Below are 23,403 nucleotides of genomic sequence, written 5' to 3'. Positions count from 1 at the left end.
GAGTTCCCGGCCGGCGACAGTGGGAGCAAGGCGTGTTTTTTTCAGGGGCTCGATTGCCTTGTGAAAACGTCGCTTTGCTCCCTTTATGTTTTTGACGAAGGGGATGCAAACTTCGCGGCCTCGGCTCGTTATGTGGCCGTGCCGACCCGTTGTGAAAGCCGGCGGGGTTGGGCAAGTTTCTGCAGTAAATCTCCTGGCCTCACGTCCGATACCTTTGCGGTGATATTTGGCTAAACTCGCCTCGACTTACTGAGAATCCGTCCGACTATGCGCGATCGAATCTGCCTCCTGCTGTTGCCGCTGGTATTGCTGGCCGCCTGCAAACCGGCGACGTCCGCTGTCGAGCCGGCTGCGGCCCCGGCGCCTGCCGCGGCTACGGCGGCCGCGACCGCGCCGACGATCGCGCAAGCGGCCGCACCCGCTGCGCCCACCGTGCCGGCGAAGGCGTCCGCCGAGCCGGATATCGCCAAGGGTTTCAGCAAGGACATGGCCTACGCCGATCTGCGCAAGCGCCTGATTGGCGCCGGTTGGCTGCCGCTGCGCGATCCCAAGTGCTGGGACAACGTCGGCGGCGAAGCCGAGGTCTGCAACTATCTGCCGGAAACGGAAAGCTGCAGCGCGGATGGGTTCTGCAAGATGTGGTTCGCCAATCGCGAACTCGGCGTGCGAATCCAGGTCGGCACCTACGGTCCTTACGACCGGAAGAACACCGTGGGTGGCGGCGTGGCGACGAAGGTGCGGTTCTGGGGCTTCCGCGATCTGGACAAGCCCGCCGCGGCCGCCTGCCCGTCGCGCGATTTCGATCAGTTCCTGAGCAAGTTCGCGGCCGACAAGAACCTCGCCCGCGAGTTCACCGCGCCGGTGGTCAAGGTGGCGGAATTGCTGTCGGACGGGGAAAGCGACCGCGCCCAGCCGGTGTATATGCTCGCGTCGAGCTACAACGGCTTCAATGTCCAATACAAGGACGGCGCCTTTCATTACGTGGACGGCCAGGGCGCGGTGGATGCCGCGCGCCTGCGGCTGGACGTGTCGAAGGAGGGCGCGGACAAGCGTCTGGTCCGTTACGCCATGAACATGTCGGAAGGCAACTCGTACCTTTTCGAAGACAGCAACGGTTGCTGGCGCCTCACCGAAGACCCGGAAGCTCCCGCGCCCTGAGTTGGCTGGGAGCCTTATTTCCCCAAGGATTAGGAGAAACGGCTATGGGCAGATTCACCATCACCGAGAGCGTGGACCGCAACCACGGCGTTGAGCACGTCCACAGCTTCGAAGACCTGGAAAAGCATCATCCCAGCGCCGGTCGCGAACCCGGTCGTCAGTACGCGACGGTCAACGGCGAGTTCGAAGAGGTGCGCAATCTGGCGGACGGGCGCACCTTCGTAAAGAAGGATTTCATCCTCTCGCAGGACACCGCCGGGCCGGTCAACGTTCCGGCGCCGGTTTCCGGATACGCGCATCGTCTCAACGATGCTTACAACACCGTGCAGATCTTCGACCGCCCGTTCAACGAGCCCGGCGCCGTGCGTCTGGGCCAGGTGCTGCACATGGCCCGCGGAACCACGCTGGCCGAGGGCACGCGCGTCGAATACGGCGAGCCGCTCGGACGCATGGGCGACACCGGCACGCCGGGGTCGGTGCATGCGCACGTCGAAGTCGAGGTCGGGCAGTTCCAGAGCTACATCCGCGATATCGACAACGGCACGATCCAGCCCGGCGTGATCTCGCCGATGCGCGACGGCGTTCTGCGCCGCGGCGAGCAGGGCGCGGAAGTGCAGCGGCTGCAGGAGGCGCTGAACCGCAACGGCGCGCAACTGCCGACCAACGGCGTCTATGGGCCGCAGACCGAGGCGGCGGTGGCCGATTATCAGCGCCGGCACAATCTCGGGTCGGTGGACGGCATCGCCGGTCCGCGCACATTGGGCGCGCTGGGAATCGCTGTGGCGGCGCCGGCCGCGACAGCGCCGAATGCACAGGCGCCCGCACCGGCTCCGGTGGCACCGACGCCGGCCGCTCCTCCTTCCGCGCCTTCGCCGGTGCCTGCGCCCGCGGCACCCGCACAAGCACAAGCACAAGCGCCTGCGCCTGCGCAGGCTCCAGCTCCCGCACCCACACAACCTTTCCGCGACAGTCCCCTTAGCGCGCTGATCTCCAGCGGCGAAGGCGGGTACGGCTCGTTCAACCGCGGTCGCGCCGGCGATGCCAACGGTGCGGAGATCGACTTTTCGGCCATGACGGTAGGCGAAGTCATGCGCCGTCAGCGTCTGCACGAAACCAATCCGGGCCATGCCGATGAGTTGTTCGCCGTCGGCAAATACCAGATGGTTCCCGCGACGATGCGCGAAGCGGTCGCCAAGCTCGGCATCGACGAGAACGCGCCGTTCACGCCGCAGTTGCAAGAGCGCATGTTCAACGATTATCTGGTCGATGAAAAACGTCCCGAGGTGCGGGCGTACATCACCGGGGCCGGTGGAGACCCGCAACTGCGCAGCGCGCAGTTGGCGCTGTCGCAGGAGTTCGCCAGCGTCGCCGATCCCAACACCAACCGCAGTTATTACGACGGCGACGTGGGCGGCAACAGCGCCTCGATCACCGCCGCGCAATCGGCGGCGGCGCTGCAGCAGATGCGCGAGCGTTATCAGCAGAACGTCCAGGGCGGCATGTCGCCCAACGAGGCCTATCGCGAAGTCACCACCGGCGACCGCAACAGCACGTTTCCGTCCGTGCTCGGCGGCTCGCTGCGTGAAGGCCGCGGCGCGCCGGACGACGTGCGTGAGTTGCAGACCGCGCTCAATCGCACCGGCGCCAACCTGCCGGTGACCGGCACTTTCGATCGCCCGACCACCGATGCGCTGAAGGCTTTCCAGCGCGCCAATCATCTCGATGACGACGGCATCGCCGGCACCAATACCCTCAAGGCATTAGGGATCGGTCAGCCGGGCCAGACTCGGGCGGCTCCGGAGCAAGCACCGGTTCCGCCGCAGCCTGCTGCCGCTCCGGCCGTGCCCGCACCAGCGGCTCCGGCTCCGGCCGTTGCGGTGCCCGCCGCCGAGGCTCCGGCCCGCGCGCCGGCCGCGCACGCGTCGCCGCTGATCTCCGATCCGGCCCATCCCGACAACGCGATGTACCGTCAGGCGCTCAGCGGCGTGGAGAAACTGGGCCCGCAATCGGGGCTGAACACACCCGAGAAGCAGGAACGCGCCGCGGCCACGATGGTGTACGAAGCGCGTGTCAGCGGCCTGAACCGGATCGACCACGTCGTGCAGAGTCCCGATGGCAGCCGCTTGTTCGCGGTCCAGGGCGGACTGCAGGACCCCGCGCATCGCCGCGTGGTCACCGACACCGCGCAAGCCGCGTCGCAACCGGTCGAGCAAAGCACGCGCGCGCTCGGTCAGGACGTTCCCGCCGCGGCCGCGCTTCAACACGAAGCGCAACAGGCGCAAGCGCGGGCGATGTCGCACTGATTCGAATGCCGGTGATGACTGTCATGCGCAATCCCCGCTTCGCTATCCGATCCGGATGACGAGGCGGGGATTGAAAACCGTGGTGCGATGGCGAGGCCGCATCCGAGCCGCAGCGCATGAAGCGCAAACGCTGCCCATCCTGATTTCCACAGTTGTCGCTCCGGAGCCAGGCCAATCATGCGAATCGCGCGAGTGTGGTGACGATGCGCAAGGTTGCCGGGGGTTCATTCAAAGGCACCTGGGTCGATGGCGAACTGGTCGGCTGGCGTACAAGTATTGTGGGGAGAGGTGCCTTACCGTAGCCGCCTCAATGCCCTGATGATATAGCCGCGAGAGTCGGGAATGACGATGGTCCAAAACCTACCCCTGCGTTGCCCCTGTTGCGGTGGCGAAACCCTGGATGAGCGCGGGCAATATGAAATCTGCTCGGTCTGTCGCTGGGAGGACGACGGTCAGGATGACGACGATGCTGACGAAATACGGGGCGGTCCTAACCGCGATTTGAGTCTTACCCAGGCGCGCGCCAATTATCTTCAGTTCGGAACCTCGGGTAGTCGCGCACAATAGTTGCATTGCGCGGGATGTGGACAGAGCCTTCGGGCGGGTGTCGTCAGTTAGTCCTGGCGAGACCGATGGAATGCAGCGATCTCAGATGCAACCAGTCCGAATGGATAAGTTCAGTGTAGTGACCGGTGTTTTTATTGTTGGCGGCGTTGAGTGGTTGCGGTGAGCCTCCGCAGGAATCCAAGCCGGAGTGGAAGGTTTGCGCTCAATTCCATTTCAAGGTGAACGACCAAGTTGATGGCGGTGCAGGTCCGCCGCAGCTTTTAGCACGATACAAATTCGAAACATCCGCATGGCGCGTGCTCGATTCGTCTGCGCAGACGCTGCGCCGCACTGGCACGCCCATCGTTGTGCCGCGCTTGCGAACTCGCGCCACGCCGCCATCCGTACGCGGCAGCACACGCTGCGTGCCGGCATTCGCCGAGCAAAGAAAACCTCGGCACTGTGACCGATCTCACCGGAACTTCGCTATGTGAGCAGGTTTTTGGTGCTCGATTAGTGCGCTCTTGTCGTACAGTCGAACACCCCCAAGCACAGCATCCGGACCGTGACGCCGAGAGCGATCTCGCCGTTCGCGCTGTCGTCTGCGACCAGGGAGGCCCATGACCATGGCAACGAGCGATGTCTGGCACAGCGATGCGCGATATGTGCGCGTCGGCAGCTTGTGTCTGGACTTGCACCAGCGCCGGATCGTCGGCATCGGACCCGATGTGGACCTGCCGCGGCGGGTGTTCGATCTGTTGCTGATCCTGTTGTCGGAACCCAACCGCCTGCATCCGCGCGAGGAGTTGTTCGACCGGTTGTGGCCGGGTTGCGTGGTCGAAGACAAGAACCTGTCGCGCAGCGTGTGGCTGTTGCGCAAGGCGTTGGGCGATGAGCGCAAGCATTGGATCCGCACGGTCACCAAGGCCGGTTATCTGTTCGAGCCCGATCATCCGATCGAAGCGGTCGATACGTTGCCGGCGATCGAAGCGACACCGGAAGAGCCGTCCGATGCGGCGCCGTCCCTGCCGGTCGCGATGGATACGGCACAACCTGCCGACACCATCGAAGCCGAACCCGCCGACGACGGCGAAGGATTCAGGCCGATCGCCGCTGTCGATCACCAGCGCCATGCGGCGATATTCGGCATGGCCTCGTTGCTGGTGTTGATGGCGGCGATGATCGGCATCACCGGATGGCTGGTTACGCGCCAGCACACGGCGCCTGTGCCCGGGCCGAGCGCCGCCATCGCGCTGATCGAAGTGCGCGATCCAGGCAACGCTGATCGATGGCCGTCGCGGCTGAGCTACGAATGGCTGGCGTGGAAGCTCGGCGGTATTCCCGATGTGGCGCTGCTGACGCCGTCGGAACTGGCGGCGCGCTCGGATGCGATCACCCCGCGCATCGCGGTGGTGTTCATTTCCTCCGCGACGCCGCCCAATGCGCCGAATCAGATCGTGCTGCGCGCGCGTTTCGAGGACGCCGGACGGGATCGCAACATCGAACTGCGCGGCTCGCCCGAGCAGGTGCCGGCGATGGCCGATGCCTTGTCGCGTCAGCTCATGCAGCGGTTGCTGCCGCGGCGCGAAGGCGTGTGGCCGAAGCTGGAACTCAACGAGACCGCGGCGCGCCGCTACGAAGCGATGTCCACCGCGATCGAGCGGCGCGACTGGATCGCCACGGTCGCGCTCGGCAACGAAGTGGTGCGCATGGCGCCGCGCTTCGGTCTGGCGCGCATCCAGTTGGCGCAGGCGCAATCGCGGCTGGCGCAATCGATGGCCGCGATCGAACAGATGGACGCGGCGCAGGCGATGCTGCGGCCGGTGCCGGAGGAAGTCGCGCGGCGGCTGCGCGCGCAGCGCCTGAGCATGGACCCGCGGCGCCTGAGCGATGCGGCCGCGGCTTACGCCGATTTGAGCCGGCGTCATCCCGGCGCGCTGCAATACGCGATCGAGCACGCGCGCTTGCTCAATGCCATCGGCCAGCCGCAGCCGGCGCTGGACGCGTTGGCCGGGCTCGACGCCGATCAGGCGCCGATGAATCTGCGCATCGCCCGCGCGCTGATTCAGGGCGATGCCTATGCCCTGGGCGGCGATCCCGATCGCATGCGCGCGCAGGCGCGCATCGCCCGGCGCATGGCGGGCAACGCCGGGCAGGGCTGGGAGATCGAAAGCGCCGATGCCGCGCTGATGCTGGCGCGCGCCGACACCATGCAATATCCGGAACGGCCGCCCTCGCTGTTGTACGAGGAAGCCGCGGGCCTGTACGAAACGGCGGGCAACGCCACCGGTGCGATGACCGCGCGCTTCTATGCGCTGGCGGCGAGTCCGCCGTCGCCGCAGGCCGACGCGCAACTCGACAAGTTGCTGGCCACCGCCAACGCCGGCGGCTTCCGGCAGTTGGAGGTGGACATTCTGTTGCGCATCGCCGCGCAGGCGCAGCGGGCCGGCGCCACCGACGAATACCGCGCGCGGCTGGAGCAGGCCGCCGCGGTGGCCGACGCGGCCGGCGATGCCGGCGCGCGCGCCAAGGTCGGGGTGATGTTGGCGGGCCTGGACATGATGAGTCTGCGCTTGAGCGAAGCGCAGGTGCGCATGCGACGCCTGGATCGCAACGATGTGTCGGGCCCGTTCCGGCGCTGGTACGACCAGGTGCAATCGCTGCAATACGAAATGCGCGGCGACGCCGCCGGCGCGCTGGACGTGGCCTTGCGGGTCGAGCGCGAACTGCCCGCGGCGGCGGCCGGCGATGCGCCTTCGGAACTGCGTTTGCGCATGGCCTGCCTGATCGGCGAGCAACGCCTGGCGCTGGGCGATCTGGCTGCGGCGCGCGCCAATCTGGAACGTTGTGCGGCCAGTCGCGAGAAGAGCAGCCAACTGCTGGCGAAACTGCTCGACGCCCAGACCGAGTGGATGAGCGGCGATCGCGACACGGCCAGGCTGCGTCTGGGGCAGGCCGCGGCGATCCTGCCGATGATGGGCACCGGTGCCGATCACTGGAACACCACCTTGCATCTGGGCATGTTGCTGACGCGCTTGGGCGATTACCCGGCCTCGCAGCGTTGGTATGCGCAGATCCAGGCGCCGGTGCGCGCGTCGGGCTATCGCTTGCCGATGGCGCTGCTGGCGATCGGTCAGGCCGAGAACGAAGCCGCGCAAGGCAACTGGAGCGCGGCGCGCGCGCATATGGACGAAGCGCGGCGGATCACCCCGGCTTCGGCGTGGCCGCTGGCGCGGCGGATCGAAGCGCTCGACGCGGTCGCCGCGTTCGCTGCCGGCGATTATCTGCATGGGCGCGATCGGGTGGTGCGGCTGCATCAACGCGCGCATGAACTCGGCGACGTGTACGCGCAGGTCGAACTGCACAGCCTGCTGCCGGCGGCGGAATGGGACCGCTGCTGCACCGAGCCCGATCGCATCGCCCTGGCCGAGCGCACCGGCCTGCGTGGGGCGACGCTGGATTGGCTGAGCCGGCCGCGCGGGCAGGTGACCGCCTCGTTGCCGGTTGCGCGGCACTGAGTCGAAGGGCGTCGAAGGCGGGAGCAAATTGCGGCGCGTCGTGCACGGGTGAGGCGGTGGTGTCTTGTCTGAGCGGGCCTCGCCTGGGACGTGAGTGCGGACGTTATCGGTACCACTGCCCGTTTCTCTATCGCTATTGATATCGCGAGCGCATGTAGCGACTGCATGCGTTTCGTTCGATCGCCTGCGCTGCCTTCAAGCCGTCATTCCCGCGAACGCGGGAATGACGGTAGGTGAGTTAGCTATTCGCTTTACACCCCCCCTTAAACGCGACCGCACCAGCTTGAAACCGCGGTCAGCGCTGCTGCGTCGCAGCACAACCCCATGCAACACGCATTACACCGCACCACATCTCCACCGCGATTTCAGTGCCCCCGACACAACACGCCCGCGCAGGCGATCACATATCGGCGCGAAGCGAACAAAAAAGGATATCCGCGGGGAAGTTCGCGACCGGTCCAACACCCCTTATGGCCCGGCGAACGGAATCGCGACGGCCGCATCGGCCGCCAGGTGGCCTTGGCCTTATCGGCTGTGGAATCGTCGCGACCCACTCGCAATACCGGTGTCGCCGATCGAGCCATACGCAATCGCATTGCCTGGCCACCCAGCAAGGCGCCAGCGAGCCGGATCGGCCATCGAAGGCAAGGGGCAGCACAAGCACCCGCACTACCCGTACTACCGGCAGTGACCGCGTACACCGCTCGGCTTTGGGGAGTCGCAGCGACGACCGCGCCCAGGCAGCAACCGGGCCGGCCGCACCGAACCGGCGTCTTTCACTTCTTACCGTCTTTCACTTCTTATTTGGGGTAATCCGGAATGAACCGTCAATTACGTATGCAGGTTTTGTTCGTCGCCACCACCTTGGCCCTGGCCGGCACCGCCGCCTCGGCCGCCGAACGCATCGACCTGCACCGCCTGAACACCGCCGCGCTGCAGCAGCGCAGCGCCGCATCCATCGCCGCCATCGGCCCGTCGGCCGCGCCCGCCGCGCGTCACGCCGGCCTGCTGGGCCTGGGCGCCGAGTCCAAGCTGACGCTGATCAAGCGCAACGCCGGCGCCGGCGTGGTCAATCATCGTTATCAGCAGAGCTTCCGCGGCGTGCCGGTGTTCGGCGAGCACGTGGTCGTCAGCGAAGACGCGAACGGCAACGTGCGCACGCTGTTCGGCCGCATGGTCGATGGCCTGGCCGCCGAGCTGCCCAACACCGCGCCGAAGCTGAGCAGCGCGCAGGCGCTGGACCTGGGCAAGCGCGCCGGCCTGGGCAACCGCCTGGCCGCGCTGCAGGTCACCAATCCGCAGTCCAAGCAGATGATCTTCGTCGATGACAACGATCGCGCGCACATGGCCTATGTCGTGTCGTTCAACGCCGACGCCGTCGGCGGTGGTTCGCCGACGCGTCCGTTCGTGATCGTCGATGCCAATACCGGCGCGGTGCTCAAGCAGTGGGACGGCCTCAACCATGCGCTGGTCGGCACCGGCCCGGGCGGCAACCAGAAGACCGGCCAGTACGAGTACGGCACCGACTTCGGCTTCAACGATGTCGCCCAGAGCGGCAGCACGTGCACGATGAACAACACCAACGTCAAGACCGTGAACCTCAACCACGGCACCAGCGGCACGACGGCGTTCTCCTATACCTGCCCGCGCAACACGGTGAAAACGATCAACGGCGCGTTCTCGCCGCTCAACGACGCGCATTACTTCGGCAAGGTCGTGTTCGACATGTACAACAGCTACGTCGGCGTCGCGCCGCTGACGTTCCAGCTGTCGATGCGCGTGCACTACAGCAACAGCTACGAAAACGCGTTCTGGGACGGCTCGGCCATGACCTTCGGCGACGGCGCGACCACGTTCTACCCGCTGGTGAGCCTGGACGTGTCGGCGCACGAAGTCTCGCACGGCTTCACCGAGCAGCAGTCGGGCCTGGTGTATTCCGGCCAGTCCGGCGGCATCAACGAAGCCTATTCGGACATCGCCGGCGAAGCGGCCGAGTTCTACATGAACGGCACCAACGACTTCCTGGTCGGCGCGCAGATCTTCAAGGGCACCGGCGCGCTGCGCTACATGGCCAACCCGCCGCAGGACGGACGCTCGATCGGCCACGCCCGCGATTACCGCAGCGGCATGGACGTGCATTACTCCTCGGGCGTCTATAACAAGGCGTTCTACCTGCTGTCGCAGAAGGCGGGCTGGGGCACGGTCAAGGCGTTCAAGGTCTTCGCCAAGGCGAACAAGGACTACTGGACCCCGAGCACCGACTTCAACCAGGGCGCGTGCGGCGTGGAAACCGCGGCCACCGACCTGGGCTTCACCCTGGCCGACGTGTCCGATGCGTTCCTGCAGGTCGGCGTCGATTGCCCCGGCGGCCCGAGCAACACCCCGCCGGTCGCCAACTTCACCTCCAGCGTCAGCGGCCTGAGCGTCAGCTTCACCGACACCTCGACCGACAGCGACGGCAGCATCGCCTCGCGCAGCTGGAACTTCGGCGACGGCACCACCTCCACCGCCGCCAACCCGAGCAAGACCTACAGCACCGCCGGCACCTACACCGTCACCCTGACGGTCACCGACAACGGCGGCTCGACCAACACCAAGACCGGCTCGGTCACCGTGGGCGGCACCGGCGGCAGCCAGACCTACACCAACGGCACCGACGTGATCATCAGCGACAACGCCACGGTGGAAAGCCCGATCACCGTGTCCGGCCGCACCGGTAACGGCTCGGCCACCACGCCGATCGCGGTGAACATCGTGCATACCTACAAGGGCGATCTGAAGGTCGATCTGGTCGCGCCGGACGGCACGATCTACAACCTGCACAACCGCAGCGACGGCAGCGCCGACAACATCAACCAGACCTACACCAGGGACCTGTCGAGCGAAGCGCTCAACGGCGTGTGGAAGCTGCGCGTGAACGACAACGCGGCCTTCGACACCGGCAAGATCGATACCTGGAGCATCACGTTCTGATCCGCTCGGCGATGTGAGTCGCCGATGGTGTTGAAATAACTACAGCCCCGGGGATTTCCCCGGGGCTGTTTTCGTATGGGGATAGGGGTTTGGGCGAAGACCCGGCCGGGACCGCACACTCGCCAGCCGTCATTCCCGCGAACGCGGGAATCCAGTGCCTTGGTCGCTGCTGCACGAAAGTCGCTGGATGTTCGGCTCCGCCGAAGTAGAGCAGAGCCCGCGTTCGCGGGAATGACGGCTTGGGCGGACGCAGGTAAGCAAGGGAAACGCCGGTGGGCGAAACCTCAATGCCTCGCCAAGCAACAATGCTTCGCCACGCAACGACGCGCGATCTCCCGCGCGGCGGCCGAGCCAACGACGCACCGAAAACGCCAGACATAAAAAAAGCCGGACCCGCGTCGCGCGAATCCGGCTCGTTTGGATCGCGAAGCTCTATCGAGCCCTGCGCCGTTACAACTCGATGCAGTCGAAGCTCACTTCCGGATCGACATCCTTCGTGTAATCCACGTCCCCGCGTTCGAACCCGAACAGCTTGAGGAACTCGTGCTTGTAGCCGGCGTAATCGGTGAGCTGGAACAGGTTCTCCGTAGTGACCTGCGGCCACAGCGCCTTGCACTGCGCCTGCACGTCCTCGCGCATTTCCCAATCGTCCAGGCGCAGGCGCTGCTCTTCGTCGGTCGGCGCCGGCTGGCCGTCCTCGCGGTACATGCGATCGCGGAACATGCGGTTGAGCTGTTCGATCGGGCCTTCGTGCAGGCCCTTTTCCTTCATGATCTTGAACACCAGCGCGATGTAAAGCGGCAGCACCGGGATCGCCGAGCTGGCCTGCGTCACCACCGACTTGAGCACCGCCACGTTGGCGCCGCCGCCGATCTTGGACAGGCGGGTGTTGAGGCGCTGCGCGGTCTGGTCCAGATCGACCTTGGCCTTGCCGAGCGCGCCGTGCCAGTAGATCGGCCAGGTGATTTCCGTGCCGATGTAACTGAAGGCGACCGTGCACGCGCCCGGCGCCAGCGCGTCGGCGCGTTCGAGCGCGTCGATCCACAACTCCCAATCCTGGCCGCCCATCACCGTGACCGTGTCTTCGATCTCCTGCTCGGTGGCCGGCTCGACCGTGGCCTGGATGACGGTGTCCTTGTTGGTGTCGATCGCGGTGGAGGTGTAGGGCTCGCCGATGGTCTTCAGCGCCGAGCGCTTGACCTCGCCCGTGCCGGGCAGCTTGCGCACCGGCGAGGCCAGCGAATAGACGATCAGATCGACCTGGCCGCCCATTTCGTTCTTGATCAGGTCGATGACCTGCGCGCGCGCTTCGTCGGAGAACGCATCGCCGTTGATCGACTTGCTGTACAGGCCCTGCGCCTTGGCGAACTTGTCGAACGCCGCCGAGTTGTACCAGCCGGCCGTGCCGGGCTTCTTGTCGGTGCCGGGCTTTTCGAAGAACACGCCGAGGGTGTCGGCGCCGTAACCGAAGGCGGTGGCGATGCGCGCGGCCAGTCCGTAACCGCTGGAGGCGCCGATCACCAGCACCTTCTTGGGGCCGTCGCTGCGCGCGCCGAGCGCGCGGGTGGCTTGAATCTGGTCGCGCACGTTGAGTTCGCAACCCAGCGGATGCGTGGTGGTGCAGATGAAGCCGCGGACCTTGGGCAGGATGACCAACGTGAATACCTCTGAAGTGGGGCGTGCGCTGCATCTTAGTGGCTGGCGCGGGTTTGAGAAATGCCGGGGTTGCGTGTTCGCGCGTGCCGGCGCGGCGGTTTTCCGGACGTTTGCGTACGGAATCGGGCGAGGCCGGGCCGGGTGGGGCGCCATTAGCCCGGAACGGACGGCTCCGCGCCGCTTGGCCACACAGCCCCGGCTCGCATGGCGATTGCGCGCCCCTGCGTCCATGATGGTGCGCTTCGGCGCTCATCGCATCAGGAAGCTCCCGTGTACGACCGCTTCATCGCTTCCACCGGCACTTTGCGCTACAGCCCGCAACTGGGCAGCGGCGGTCACGGCCGCCGCGACGGCGGCAGCACGCTGTGGTGGCTGATCATCGATTGCGATCCGGAGCTGGGCCGCTACCTGCGCCATCAGTACCTGCTGGGGCACCGGCGCACGCGCTCGCTGCAAGCTCCGCTGTGGGGCCCGCACATCTCGGTGATCCGCGGCGAAACGCCGCCGCGCATGGAGGCGTGGAAGCGCGGCGACGGCGGCGCGGTGGAATTCGTTTACGACCCGCGTCCGCAGCAGACCGACGGCTACGTCTGGTACCCGGTGCGTTGCGAGGCGATGCTGGATCTGCGCGTCGCGCTGGGCCTGCCGCGCGAACCCGAACCGGCCTTGCACCTGACCATCGGCAACGACAAGCACGGCGAGACCGATCCGGCGGGAACGCCTCGGCGCGCATAGCTGCGCGCTCGCCTCATCGCGCGCTTAGTGGCGCGAGCTTGCGATTTGCGACGGACTCAGTCCCAGCACCCGGCGCATGCAGCGGGCCATGTGGCTGGCGTGCGAGAACCCCGCGTCCAGCGCGATTTCGCCCATGTTCTTTTTGCCTTCCAGCAGCAGCGTGCGCGCGCGTTCGACCCGCCGTTCCAGCACGAAGCGATGCACCGGCATGCCCGTGGCCTGTTTGAACAGCGGCTTGAAGTGCGACAGGCTGAAGCCGGCCACGGCCGCGAGTTCGGCCAGCGACAGATCTTCGTCCAGATGCGCTTCGATGTAATCGAGCACGTGACGCAAGCGCCACACCGGCAGCGCGTGCGTGTGGCGCTCGCTCGCGGCCGGCTTGCGCGACTGCAGCGCGAGCAGGCGCGCGGCCAGCGCACTGGCGAGGCTGTCGGTGAACACGCGGCCGCCGGGATAAGCGTCGTGGTCTTCGGCCTGCATCATCCAGCCGATGCATTCGACCTGCGCGTCGCGCACATGGATCGACGGCGCCAGTTGCCCGGCGTGCGCGCTCAGGCCCATGGTCTCGGAGATTTCGCGCAGCAGCGACGGCGTCAATCGCAGCAGCAGTGAGCGCGCGGGTTTCGACACGATCCAACGTGTGCTCGATCCGGCCGGCACCACGCAGAACCGGCCGTGCAGACGTACGCCCTGCCGTTCGTGGCCGTCCATGCGGTACGACACCGGCACCGGTTCGCCGACGTGCAGACACAGCACGTGGCGGCCGTCCACCGGTGAGTCGAACAGCCCCAGCGGTACCGGCGAGGTCAGCACGTCGAGCAGCGGGGCGCGATCCGGGCCCGCGCCGGCCTGCAGTGCGGCCGGGGGAGCGGGGTAGCAGGCGGGGCGGTCGGTCATGCGGCGATGCTCATCCGCGGAGCCCGGCGGCGAACAGTGTCGAAGATCATTCCTGTGTGCTGCGCGCGACCGTTTCGGTTGCGCCGCGGTGGCGGGTTGTCTCGCCGATCTGCGCGGGCGTTGGTGAGAGCTATGGGCATCGCCTCGCTCCGGCACCCGTCACGGGATTGCGACCTGCATCGACAGCGGGGCGGCACAAAGGCCGAGGCGTTGGCGGCGGAGTTCGGCCGACCCAGCCGAATCGGGCAAGCGCTATTCAGCTTCCGACACCGCCGACCCCCGCCTCGCAAGCGCCCCCGACGCCCGTTTCACTTCGACAACCCTACATGAATAAAATCGGTTAAGTCCCGCAAACCCAAGGTTTTTTGTCCCGCGGTCGCGTGCTACCCTCGCGACGATGACCCGACGCCACACCGCCCGTTGCGCCCTGTTCGGCGCACTCACGATCGTGTTGGCCGCCTGCGCTACGCAGGCGCCTACCGCGCCTATCGCCTCCGCTCCGGCCGCGCCCAAGCCGGCCGTGCCCGCACCGGCCACGCCCGCCACCCCGGTGGTCGGCACGCCCGCGCTGCCTGAACCGGTGGTGCAGATGCCGATCGAGCAGGCCCGCGCCTTGTTCGTGCGCGACACCGCCGCGCAGTACGGCATCGACCCGGCCTATATCGAATCGGTGCTGGCGCGCGCGCAGATCCGCGACAGCATCGTCGCGGCGATGTCGCGTCCGGCCGAAGCCAAGCCGTGGCGCGATTACCGTCCGATCTTCATCACCCAGGCCCGCATCGACGGCGGCAAGGCGTTCCTGGCCGAGCACCGCGCGCAGTTGTCGCGGGTGGAAGCGGCCACCGGCGTGCCGGCCGAGATCATCGTCGCGATCGTCGGGGTGGAAACCAGCTTCGGCAAGAACACCGGCAAATACAGCGTGGTCGATGCGCTGTACACGCTGGCCTTCGCCTATCCGCGCAGCGGCGATCCGGCCAAGCTCGATCGCGAGAACCGCCGCGAAGCGTTCTTCCGCGGCGAGCTGGGCCAGTTGTTCGCGCTGGGCAAGGAAGAAGGCATCGACATCACCACCCTGACCGGCAGCTACGCCGGCGCCATGGGCTGGGGCCAGTTCATGCCGTCGAGCTATCGCGAGTTCGCGGTGGACGGCGACAACGACGGCAAGCGCAATCTGTTCACCGATCTGGACGACGTGTTCTTCTCGGTCGCGAATTACTTCGTCAAGAAGGGCGGTTGGGTACGCGGCGGCCCGGTGGTCGCGCGCGCCAGCCGCGATGCGACCGCGCAGGATTTCGTTCCGGAAAACATGGACCCGGTGTATTCGCTCGCCGACCTGGCCGCGCGCGGCTATCGGCCGGTGAGCAAGGTGGCGCCGACGCAGACCGCGACGCTGCTCAATCTGGACGGGGTCGATGGCCCCGAGTACTGGTTCGGTTTCCGCAACTTCTACGCGATCACCCGCTACAACATCTCCAAGCATTACGGCATGGCGGTGTACCAGCTGGCCGAGGCGATCGCCGGACGGGAGAATCCCTTGATCATTCCAGCTCAAGCGCCGATCCAATCGACCACTCCCACGCCCGTTCCGGCCGCTCCGGCGCCGAAACCGCAGGCGCCGCGGGCATGAACGGCGGCCCGAAGCGGCCGCCGACGGCGCGTGCGGCCGGCGTGACGATCCGGCGGCTGATCGTCGCCGCGCTGCCGCTGGCCCTGGTGGCCTGCGCCAGCGCTCCGAAGAAACCCAATTCGCAGGCGCTCGCGCTGCCCGACCGCGACCGCGTCCACAGCAGCGGCCTGCCGGCCCATGGCGGACGCAAGAAGTCGCCGTACGCGGCGGCGCAGGAAGACCTCAGCAAGCGCGGCAACTACCGCGCCGGCGGCCTGTACGCGCCGGGGGTCAAGGACACCACGCCGGACTACATTCCCGACGTGGACGCGATTCCGGAACCGGAAGTCGTCGCCGAGCCGCGTTCGCAGTTCGGCAACCGCTCGCCGTATGCGGTGCTGGGCAAGACCTACAAGGTGCTGGACTCGCACGACGACTATGTCGAGACCGGCACGGCCTCGTACTACGGGCAGAAGTTCCATGGCCGGCGTACTTCCAACCTGGAGGTGTACGACATGTACGCCTTCACCGCCGCGCATAAATCGTTGCCGTTGCCGAGCTTCGCCCGGGTCACCAACCTGGACAACGGCAAGTCGGTGACGGTGCGGGTCAACGACCGCGGCCCGTTCCACGACAATCGCGTGATCGACCTGAGCTACGCCGCCGCGGTCAAGCTGGGCATCACCCAACGCGGCACCGGCCGGGTCGAGGTGCGCGCGCTGCATCCGGGCGAAGCGGCGCCGCCGGTGTACGCCAGCGCCGCCAACAATCCGCCGCAGTCGCCCGCCGCCGCGCCCAAGCCGGCCGCGCCCAGCGCCATCGACCGCCTGGTCGCGGCGATGCCGATCGCCAGCGCCAACGCCGGCGAACTGCCGCCGGGCGTGCGCATCGCCACCGGCAAGCCGGCGCCGGTCGCCAGCCAGGCCGAGACCGGCACCTACGGTTCGGCGAAGACCACGATCGCCACCGGCAAGCCCGCGCCGGTCAAGACCACGGTGGCGACCGGACAGCCCGCGCCGGTGGCGTCCTCGGTGCCGGCCACCGTCGCCACCGGCAAGCCCACCACGGTTGCCAGTGCCGCCAAGCCGCTCAGCGGCGGCGCGCAGGACTACCGCTTCGACATGATGCAGAACGGCAAGTCGATGACCGCGGACGAGTTCGACGCCTGGATGAAGTCGCGCCAGGTCCGCGTCGCCACCGGCAAGGGCATCGACGCGCCGCCGCCCAAGCCGCTGACCAAGGCGGAAAAGCGCGCCCTGGCCAAGCAGCAGAAGGAACAGCAGCGCGCCCTGGCCGCGGCGGAGAAAGCCGCGAAGAAGGCCGGCAAGACTCCGCTGGCCACCGCCGTGGCCGCCGCGTCCGCCGCCGCGCTGCCGGCGCCGCCCGCCGCGCCGCCGCCGCCGAGCCCGTCCAAGGCCGCCGCCGTGGTCGCCGCCAACACGCCCAGCGCCGGGGACGTGACCCTGCAGGTCGCCAGTTTCTCCGCGCGCAGCAACGCCGACCGCGCCCTGACCATGCTGCGCGGCGCCGGCATCGCCGCCGCGCGCCTGCTCGACGGCAACGCCGCCAACGGGCAGAAAGTCTGGCGTTTACGGGTCGGGCCGCTGCAGGCCGACGCCGCTCCGGAACTCGCCGCCCGTATCGTGGGTCTGGGATTCGGTCAGCCTCAACGCGTTCGCGACTGAACCTCCGCCGCCGTCCGGCGCAGCCGGCGGCTGCAAGCGCCGCGTATCTGAGGCACGATGCACGGCTCGCGAACCGCAGCAGGAAGGCACGGTTCGGCCACATTCGACGGTTTGCCGCAGGACGCGGGCGCCGCGCCCCAACACCAACCCCCTCGGCCGGCACGGTTCCGGCCTCCGGAGTAGTTCACAGATGATCGTTCGCTTCACCCCCCGCGCGGCCGCCTTCGCCGCGCTGACCTCGGCCTTTCTGGTCACAGCCTTCGCCGGATTCGCCAGCGCGCAGGCGCCGGCCAAGCCCGCCGCCACCGCCGCGGTCACCCCGGCCGCGGCGCTGCCTCCGGCCAGCGATTCGTTGCCGGTTCCGCCGCCGCCGCAGATCCAGGGCACCGCGTGGGTGCTGATCGACGCGGCCAGCGGCAACATCCTGGCCAGCTTCAATCCGGATCTGCGGGTCGAGCCGGCCAGCATCACCAAGGTCATGACCAGCTACGTCATCGCCGCCGAGCTCAAGGGCGGCAAGGTCAAGGACACCGACCAGGTGATGATGACCGAGAACGCCTGGCGCAAAGGCGGCGCGGCCACCGACGGCAGCTACTCCGGTTTCGCGGTCAACCAGACCGCGCCGCTGACCGAGATGGAGAAGGGCATGGTGGTGCAGTCCGGCAACGACGCCGCGATCGCCCTGGCCGAACACGTCGCCGGCAGCGAAGACGCCTTCGCCGCGCTGATGAACCAGTACGCCGCGCGCATCGGCCTGAAGAATTCGCACTTCATGAACCCGCACGGCCTGTCGCAGGAGAATCACTACTCCACCGCGCACGATCTGGCCCTGCTGGGACGCGCGTTGATCCACGATTTCCCGGTCGCGTACTCGTACAACAAGATCAAGGAACTCAAGGTCGGGCCGATCACCCAGCCCAACCGCAACCTGCTGCTGTGGCGCGACAACACCGTCGACGGCATCAAGACCGGCCACCACTCCAAGGCCGGCTACTGCCTGATGGCCTCGGCCCTGCGCGGCGACCAGCGCCTGATCTCGGTGGTCATGGGTTCGACCTCCGAAGCCCAGCGCGCCACCGACAGCCAGGCGCTGCTCAACTGGGGCTTCCGCTTCTTCGAAACGCACAAGCTCTACGACGCCGGCAAGGCCGTGGCCAAGCAGAAGGTGTGGAAGGGCCAGTCGCCGGAAGTCCAGCTCGGCGTCGCCGAGCCGATGCTGGTGACCGTGCCGCGCGGCAAGTACGCGCAGCTCAAGCCCAGCATCGACGTGCCCAAGAGTCTGGTCGCGCCGATCAAGAAGGGCCAGGCCATCGGCACGGTCAAGGTCATGCTCGACGGCAAGGTCATCGCCCAGCGTCCGCTGGTGGCGATCGCCGCGGTCGAGGAAGGCGGCTTCTTCAAGCGGCTGTGGGATGAGTTCTGGATGTGGTGGGAGTCGGAGTGATCGTTCAGATCGCACGACACCGCAGTTGATGCGCAACGAGCCGGCATTGCCGGCTCGTTGCGTTTTGGGGCGGCCAATCGCTTACTCGATTCCGTTCATGAACATCGCCACGTCGGTGGCGCGCGAGTATTCCTCGTAGTCCACGTACAGGTAGTTGATTACCAAGTCCTGCGGGTTGGGCACGCCCTGCGTGGCCATGACTTCACCGAGATTGCGGTTGGCCTCCTGCGACACCAGCCAGACCCCGGTCGGCGGCGTCAGCGTCCACGACAACAGGAACTGATCGCAGGGCACCTCCTCGTTCGGTGCGGCGCAGAATCCTTTGTAGTTCTCGAACTGCTCCAACTGACCAGTCTTCATCGTCTCGTAGCTCAGCGTGTTGGAATACTTGTCGTAGACACGCAGATCGCCGAGTTGCGGACGTTCCGCGTTGTAATCCCGATAAACCCAGATGCCGGCCGCCGGGAACCGGATCGGGTAATCGTCATCGCAAACGGCCAGGACCACGCCGGATTCAGCGAGGAATTCCCGCATCGTGATATCCGACAGTCGCCTGTCCTGCAACGGCCCCCGATACAGCCAGTCGCGCAGTTTTTCCTGCAGCGTCACGACCAGCGCTTCGTAAGCCTCGGCGGTGAATTTCTCGTAATGCGAGAACTTCAGCACCACCAGTTCGCGATGCCCCTCGAGCATGAAACGCTCGACATCGTTGATGATCTCCGACACGGGCGGACCGCTGACACCGCCGTGATGAACATAGAGAGTGCTGCCGCTCCATTTCGGCCGCAAGTCGAAATAGCGGATGCCATTGCGCAACTGCTGGTAAAGATTGAGGTTCTGGGTCTTGCCGAACGTGGCCAGGGGGCCATGCAGGTACATACCCGCGTCGTGCGACGCGCCGGTGGTAAGTTGCGGCAGGGTCTTGTCCTCCAGGACGTTCATGTTGTGCTGCATCCATCGCGCGCGGTTGGTGATGCGCGAGCTGGATGCCCACAACGTCTTGGCGTGCTCGGATTTGTGCGCCTGGATCGCCATGTGGCCGGCGCAGGCCACACAGGGAAACTGTCCATCGTCGAAATAGACCGCATCCTCGGCCCAGGCGATGGCGTTGTCGCGAATCTTGCCGAAGCGCTGCAACAAGGTTTTGGATCGACTGGACTGGAAGACGACGATGACTTCGCCGTCGTGGGTCAGCGCCACCGCGGGCTCGCCGCCGCTGCCGAACAGAATCGCTTGCCCCCAGGCGACTTCGGCGAGGCCCACTCTGCCGACGCGGTAGTACAGATTAGCGTCGGAGTACGAGCGATAAACGATCACCGCGAGGTTGTCGTCGTTGACTGCGATATTGGGTTGGATTCCCGGGCACAACGCCATGTTGCCGCGCCACAGCACGGATGCGTCATCGCCGATATCGCACACGTTGTACCAGACTGCCGGGCCGGTCGGAGATTCGTGGACCGCGAAGGCGATGCGGTCATTCATCGCGATGCGCGGCATCTTTCCGCTGGCGTATTTGAGCGGCGCGCTGAACTCGAATTCCGCAGGCCCTGCGCCGGAGTCGCTCCATCTGGCGGTGCGCCAGGCGAGGTCGTCGCTGTCGGGTATTTCTTTGTGCACTTCCATCAGCAGGCTGCCGTTGAAGGCGATGGACGGAGTCAGGCCCCGGCCGTAGACGACGTCTTGTTTCGCCCAGAGCAGTCCCATCTTCCGGCGTACTCCGAGGCGATAGGCCAAGTCGCCATCGCGTGCCGATTGGTGGACTTCCATGATGCGGCCGTCTCTGCTCGTGGCGATGCTCGGAGCGGATCCGTCTGCGTACTTAAGACCCAAGCCGAAGAACACGTTTTTCATGGAGGAAGCTTCCTGCGAACGGGACCGGGGCGTCGCCGTCGCCGGCAGCGCCGGGGCGACACCCGTGTTAAGCGGTGCGCGAGGAGGTTTGTGAAATCGTGGCAGCGCGCGAGGCGCGGGAGCGATGCGGGCGGCGCATGTGGCGTCAGCACGCGGACGATCGAGGTCCGCGCGCATTCGTTCTTGTGTTCGAAGGGCGCGCTCGAAGAGGCAGGCGCGGACCGCGGTCGGGCTAGCGCGACGCGATGGTTTCGGCCATCGTGTCGCGGGGCGCGTATCGCCGCGCGATGCGGGTGTCGAGCCTCAGCGCTTGGCCGCCGGCAATTTACCGATGATCGCACCGCGGAACTTGGTCGCCAGGGCGTGGAAGCCGGCTTCGGTGGGGTGCATCTCGTCGAACCACTGGCTTTCGCCGGTCAGGGTGCCGCGCAGATCGACGTAGTCGAAGCGGCCGCCGAAGCGCGGATCGTTCTTGAGTTCGCGCAGGACGTTCTTCTCGAAGCCGTCGATCAGCATGCGCACGAAGCGGCGCCGCTCGTCCGGGGTCTTGCCCGGATCGGCGTTGACCACCGCGCTGATATGCGGCCCGATCCACGGCCCGACCTTTTTCTTCAGCAGCGCGGCGACGCCGATGTTGCCCGGCGTCAGCGCGCCGGGGCGGCCGATCAGCTGCGGATGGTCGTAGGTGTGGGCCAGGATCGGCGTGTCGGGCTTGACCGCCAGCGCCGCCTGCAGGAACAACGCATAGGCCTTGCGCACGGTTTCGTACTTGCCCGAATCCAGCACCAGTTGGAACGCCGCCTCGGCCGACAACGAGGTCTGACCGCGCAGGGTGCGCTTGAGGAAGTCATCTACGAAATCGTTGCCGCCGGCGCTGAGCAGGATCATGTCGAAATCGAACTGGTCGTACCAGCCGATGATGTCGTCGATGTTGTCGCGCACGAACATCGAGCGCTTGGGATCGTCGGGATTGCGCGAAGCGTGGTCGCCGCTGTGTTCGGCGCGGAAGAACAGGCCGCCGTTGCCGAGCAGCGGAACGCCGCGCTCCTCGTCCTCCGGGGCCGGCGACACGATCCAGTCGAGCAGGTTCATCGCCAGCGGCGTGGAGAACCACGAATCTCCTTCGCAGAAGATCACCGGAGTGCGCTCCAGCAGGCGGGCGCGCTTGAGCTGGGTGTAGAGGCTGCGGAACTGCCCGCGCAAGGGCAGGGCGACGGATTGGCTGGCGGGCATGGGGGATCTCCTGAATGCGCATCCGGTGCGCGATGGGGCCAAGTTCTAATCGCTGCGTGCTACAGCGTGTTGATAGCAGATGAACCGCTCAGTGGTTGAGAACGTTTGGCCGGTACGATGCAGGCCAGGGGCGCGGCGCCCGCATGGACCTTGCTGGACAGCGAGGTCTGTTGTCGGAGGGGCTTTAGCCCCGATGCTTTTCGGTCGGCCCGGGTCGAAATTCATCGCAATCCGAAACAAGAGCATCGGGGCTGAAGCCCCTCCCACAAAAACCTTGCTGGCTGTGGATTCAATCGCGCGGCTGCGAGCGCGCCACCTCCGGCTCGCCTTCGCGACCGGCCGAGGCCATACGCTCGCGCCAGCGCCGTTTTTCGATCTTGCGCATGTCCGGCTGCGAAGCCAACCGGTCCAGATACCCCATCAAATGCAGCAGCTCGTCGTCGTGCGTCTCTTTGCCCAGGTACTCGCGCACGCACACCAGATTGCCGTAGTTGTAGATGTGCTTGGACGGCGTATCGTCGATCGCCAACAGGCGTTCCAGGCGGTAACCGTGACGTTTGAGTTTCTGCAGGCGTTTGCGATGGGTGTATTCCCCGGTGGTCCAGTCGCGGCTGATCGAGCAGCGTTCGCTGGACCAGAGGAAACGCAGCGACTGCGGCGGAAACAGCGCGGCGACCACCGCATCGGCGTAGAGCCGGCCCGAGGACGTCCACACGCCGACGTCGAAATTCGCCAGCGCGTGGTCGAGGAAGGTCTGCAGATGCGGCCGACGGTAGACGTGATAGCCGACGGCGCGAAAATCCGCGGGCCGGTCTAGTTCGATCTCGCTGGCGTAGATCAGCGTCTCGTCGAGGTCGAGCATGAGCACCAGCCGGTCGCCGCTAGGCGGGAAAGGGCGGTCGCGGCTCAATGTGCAGGCCCCGATGACGGGGTGAGTTCGACCACGCGCTTCCACAACTGCGCCAACGGCTCCTGCGCATTGCGATCGCAGGCGCGGTCGCGGGCGTAGTAGCGGCCGTGCACGCAGGCTTCGAAAAACGCCTCGCGCAAGCCGTTGTGGCCGGCGCACCACACGCCGCTGCGCTGGTTGGCGCTCCATAGCTCGGGCACTTGCCAGGCCTCGCGCAACGGCGCCAGGGCGCTCAGCGACAGGCGCTGTTCGCTGCGGATGTCGGCGGCCGATCCCGGTGTCGTGCCGGCATGGCGCCAGTCGCCGTTGCTGATGAGGACCCGCGCGCGGTCGCCGTCGATATCGATCTGCACGCGCCGGGTATGCGACGGACCGGTCGGCGCGCCGGCGATCACCATGATGTAGCGCTCATCGGGCAGCGGTGGAGGGGACGGCGCGCCAGGCGAAACCCAGTCCGTGACCGGCGCCGCCGCAGGCTGGCCGGCCGGCACGATTTCGGCTTCCGCGTCCTCTTCGCCGCAGCGCTGCGCCAGGCTTGCATCGGCCGGAGCTTCGCCGACGTGCTGGCGCGGCGTCAGCATTTCGGACTTGGTCAGCAACTGGCGGATATCCGGATCGCTCGCGTCCATCGGTTGCGGCGGCAGCGCGATCCAACCGTCGCGCTCGGGTTTGCGCAGCACGGTTACGGCCAGCGACAGCAACACGGTGGCGAGCGCCAGCGCCAACAGCCCACGCACGCGGGGTTTGACCGAGTTCAAGGTCGCTTTCGAGGCCATCGCGGCGTCCGTGCGAAACAGTCGATGAGGTTAACGGTTCGCGTGCCGGCGCGGCAGGGCGCGATCGCGCCGACGCGGCGCGGCCGGCCCGGTCGGGGGCGGTGCCGAATCT

At 66.7% G+C, this 23,403-nt stretch carries 15 protein-coding genes and 1 pseudogene; 9 read left to right on the top strand and 7 right to left on the bottom strand.

The genetic code is table 11. The annotated features are described in order from the left end of the window. Window positions 1-267 precede the first annotated feature (267 nt). The 5 genes from LG3211_RS26550 to LG3211_RS20180 all read left to right on the top strand — a co-directional run bounded on the left by LG3211_RS26550 (window position 268) and on the right by LG3211_RS20180 (window position 10,498). The gene (locus LG3211_RS26550) at window positions 268-1,158 is read left to right on the top strand and encodes a hypothetical protein (RefSeq protein WP_057944396.1); all 891 of its coding nucleotides are present in this window, start codon (window positions 268-270) and stop codon (window positions 1,156-1,158) included. 44 nt (window positions 1,159-1,202) lie between these two features. Further along, window positions 1,203-3,461, top strand: a complete 2,259-nt coding sequence (locus LG3211_RS20195) for a peptidoglycan-binding domain-containing protein (RefSeq protein WP_057944395.1) — start codon at window positions 1,203-1,205, stop codon at window positions 3,459-3,461. Window positions 3,462-3,803: 342 nt separating this feature from the next. Next, entirely contained in the window at window positions 3,804-4,028 is a 225-nt protein-coding gene (locus tag LG3211_RS27545; RefSeq protein WP_083512698.1) for a CPCC family cysteine-rich protein, read from the top strand. 599 nt (window positions 4,029-4,627) lie between these two features. Beyond that, window positions 4,628-7,525, top strand: coding sequence for a winged helix-turn-helix domain-containing protein (locus LG3211_RS20185; protein WP_057944393.1), 2,898 nt, complete (start codon window positions 4,628-4,630; stop codon window positions 7,523-7,525). Between the two features lie 819 nt (window positions 7,526-8,344). Further along, entirely contained in the window at window positions 8,345-10,498 is a 2,154-nt protein-coding gene (locus LG3211_RS20180; protein WP_083512697.1) for a M4 family metallopeptidase, read from the top strand. Between the two features lie 450 nt (window positions 10,499-10,948). On the opposite strand, the gene fabV is transcribed toward LG3211_RS20180, so the two are convergent. Next, the gene (fabV, locus tag LG3211_RS20175; protein WP_057944392.1) at window positions 10,949-12,154 is read right to left on the bottom strand and encodes an enoyl-ACP reductase FabV; all 1,206 of its coding nucleotides are present in this window, start codon (window positions 12,152-12,154) and stop codon (window positions 10,949-10,951) included. 270 nt (window positions 12,155-12,424) lie between these two features. Here fabV and LG3211_RS20170 point away from each other — a divergent pair, with 270 nt between their 5' ends. Beyond that, window positions 12,425-12,889 carry a hypothetical protein gene (locus tag LG3211_RS20170; RefSeq protein WP_083512696.1) on the top strand — a complete coding sequence of 155 codons (465 nt, stop codon included), beginning with the start codon at window positions 12,425-12,427 and terminating at the stop codon, window positions 12,887-12,889. 24 nt (window positions 12,890-12,913) lie between these two features. Here the strand turns inward: LG3211_RS20170 and LG3211_RS20165 are convergent, their stop codons facing one another. Continuing rightward, the gene (locus LG3211_RS20165) at window positions 12,914-13,786 is read right to left on the bottom strand and encodes a helix-turn-helix domain-containing protein (protein ID WP_057944391.1); all 873 of its coding nucleotides are present in this window, start codon (window positions 13,784-13,786) and stop codon (window positions 12,914-12,916) included. 397 nt (window positions 13,787-14,183) lie between these two features. Here LG3211_RS20165 and mltB point away from each other — a divergent pair. From mltB to LG3211_RS20150, 3 genes and pseudogenes are all read left to right on the top strand, one after another. Continuing rightward, window positions 14,184-15,320 (top strand): annotated as a pseudogene (mltB, locus tag LG3211_RS20160) (lytic murein transglycosylase B); the annotation flags it as partial. 89 nt (window positions 15,321-15,409) lie between these two features. Beyond that, the gene (locus LG3211_RS27260; protein WP_057944390.1) at window positions 15,410-17,077 is read left to right on the top strand and encodes a septal ring lytic transglycosylase RlpA family protein; all 1,668 of its coding nucleotides are present in this window, start codon (window positions 15,410-15,412) and stop codon (window positions 17,075-17,077) included. A 190-nt stretch (window positions 17,078-17,267) separates the two neighbouring features. After that, window positions 17,268-18,521: a D-alanyl-D-alanine carboxypeptidase family protein gene (locus LG3211_RS20150; protein WP_057944389.1), complete on the top strand. Its 1,254-nt coding sequence runs from the start codon at window positions 17,268-17,270 to the stop codon at window positions 18,519-18,521. An 81-nt stretch (window positions 18,522-18,602) separates the two neighbouring features. Here LG3211_RS20150 and LG3211_RS20145 read toward each other — a convergent pair whose 3' ends face one another. The 5 genes from LG3211_RS20145 to LG3211_RS20130 all read right to left on the bottom strand — a co-directional run bounded on the left by LG3211_RS20145 (window position 18,603) and on the right by LG3211_RS20130 (window position 23,291). After that, window positions 18,603-20,372 (bottom strand): PI-PLC domain-containing protein, encoded by a 1,770-nt coding sequence (locus tag LG3211_RS20145; protein WP_148649037.1) that lies wholly within the window; start codon window positions 20,370-20,372, stop codon window positions 18,603-18,605. A 303-nt stretch (window positions 20,373-20,675) separates the two neighbouring features. Next, window positions 20,676-21,605, bottom strand: coding sequence for a hypothetical protein (locus tag LG3211_RS20140; protein ID WP_057944387.1), 930 nt, complete (start codon window positions 21,603-21,605; stop codon window positions 20,676-20,678). A 45-nt stretch (window positions 21,606-21,650) separates the two neighbouring features. Then, on the bottom strand, window positions 21,651-21,851 hold the full coding sequence (locus tag LG3211_RS27540) for a hypothetical protein (RefSeq protein WP_425479919.1): 201 nt from the start codon (window positions 21,849-21,851) through the stop codon (window positions 21,651-21,653). A 43-nt stretch (window positions 21,852-21,894) separates the two neighbouring features. After that, on the bottom strand, window positions 21,895-22,467 hold the full coding sequence (locus LG3211_RS20135) for an NIF family HAD-type phosphatase (RefSeq protein WP_057944386.1): 573 nt from the start codon (window positions 22,465-22,467) through the stop codon (window positions 21,895-21,897). Between the two features lie 44 nt (window positions 22,468-22,511). After that, window positions 22,512-23,291: a hypothetical protein gene (locus LG3211_RS20130; protein ID WP_057944385.1), complete on the bottom strand. Its 780-nt coding sequence runs from the start codon at window positions 23,289-23,291 to the stop codon at window positions 22,512-22,514. Window positions 23,292-23,403: the final 112 nt, after the last annotated feature.

It is taken from the genome of Lysobacter gummosus (assembly GCF_001442805.1).
In the GTDB taxonomy this organism is placed as follows: Bacteria; Pseudomonadota; Gammaproteobacteria; order Xanthomonadales; family Xanthomonadaceae; genus Lysobacter; species Lysobacter gummosus.
This window is presented reverse-complemented; position numbering and strand designations above follow the sequence as displayed.

Coding starts and splice junctions, on each gene's coding strand:
- LG3211_RS26550 (WP_057944396.1), top strand. CDS start 268: ATGCGCGATCGAATCTGCCTCCTGCTGTTGCCGCTGGTATTGCTGGCC.
- LG3211_RS20195 (WP_057944395.1), top strand. CDS start 1,203: ATGGGCAGATTCACCATCACCGAGAGCGTGGACCGCAACCACGGCGTT.
- LG3211_RS27545 (WP_083512698.1), top strand. CDS start 3,804: ATGACGATGGTCCAAAACCTACCCCTGCGTTGCCCCTGTTGCGGTGGC.
- LG3211_RS20185 (WP_057944393.1), top strand. CDS start 4,628: ATGACCATGGCAACGAGCGATGTCTGGCACAGCGATGCGCGATATGTG.
- LG3211_RS20180 (WP_083512697.1), top strand. CDS start 8,345: ATGAACCGTCAATTACGTATGCAGGTTTTGTTCGTCGCCACCACCTTG.
- LG3211_RS20165 (WP_057944391.1), bottom strand. CDS start 13,786: ATGACCGACCGCCCCGCCTGCTACCCCGCTCCCCCGGCCGCACTGCAG.
- LG3211_RS27260 (WP_057944390.1), top strand. CDS start 15,410: ATGAACGGCGGCCCGAAGCGGCCGCCGACGGCGCGTGCGGCCGGCGTG.
- LG3211_RS20150 (WP_057944389.1), top strand. CDS start 17,268: ATGATCGTTCGCTTCACCCCCCGCGCGGCCGCCTTCGCCGCGCTGACC.
- LG3211_RS20145 (WP_148649037.1), bottom strand. CDS start 20,372: ATGAAAAACGTGTTCTTCGGCTTGGGTCTTAAGTACGCAGACGGATCC.
- LG3211_RS20140 (WP_057944387.1), bottom strand. CDS start 21,605: ATGCCCGCCAGCCAATCCGTCGCCCTGCCCTTGCGCGGGCAGTTCCGC.
- LG3211_RS27540 (WP_425479919.1), bottom strand. CDS start 21,851: ATGCTCTTGTTTCGGATTGCGATGAATTTCGACCCGGGCCGACCGAAA.
- LG3211_RS20135 (WP_057944386.1), bottom strand. CDS start 22,467: ATGCTCGACCTCGACGAGACGCTGATCTACGCCAGCGAGATCGAACTA.
- LG3211_RS20130 (WP_057944385.1), bottom strand. CDS start 23,291: ATGGCCTCGAAAGCGACCTTGAACTCGGTCAAACCCCGCGTGCGTGGG.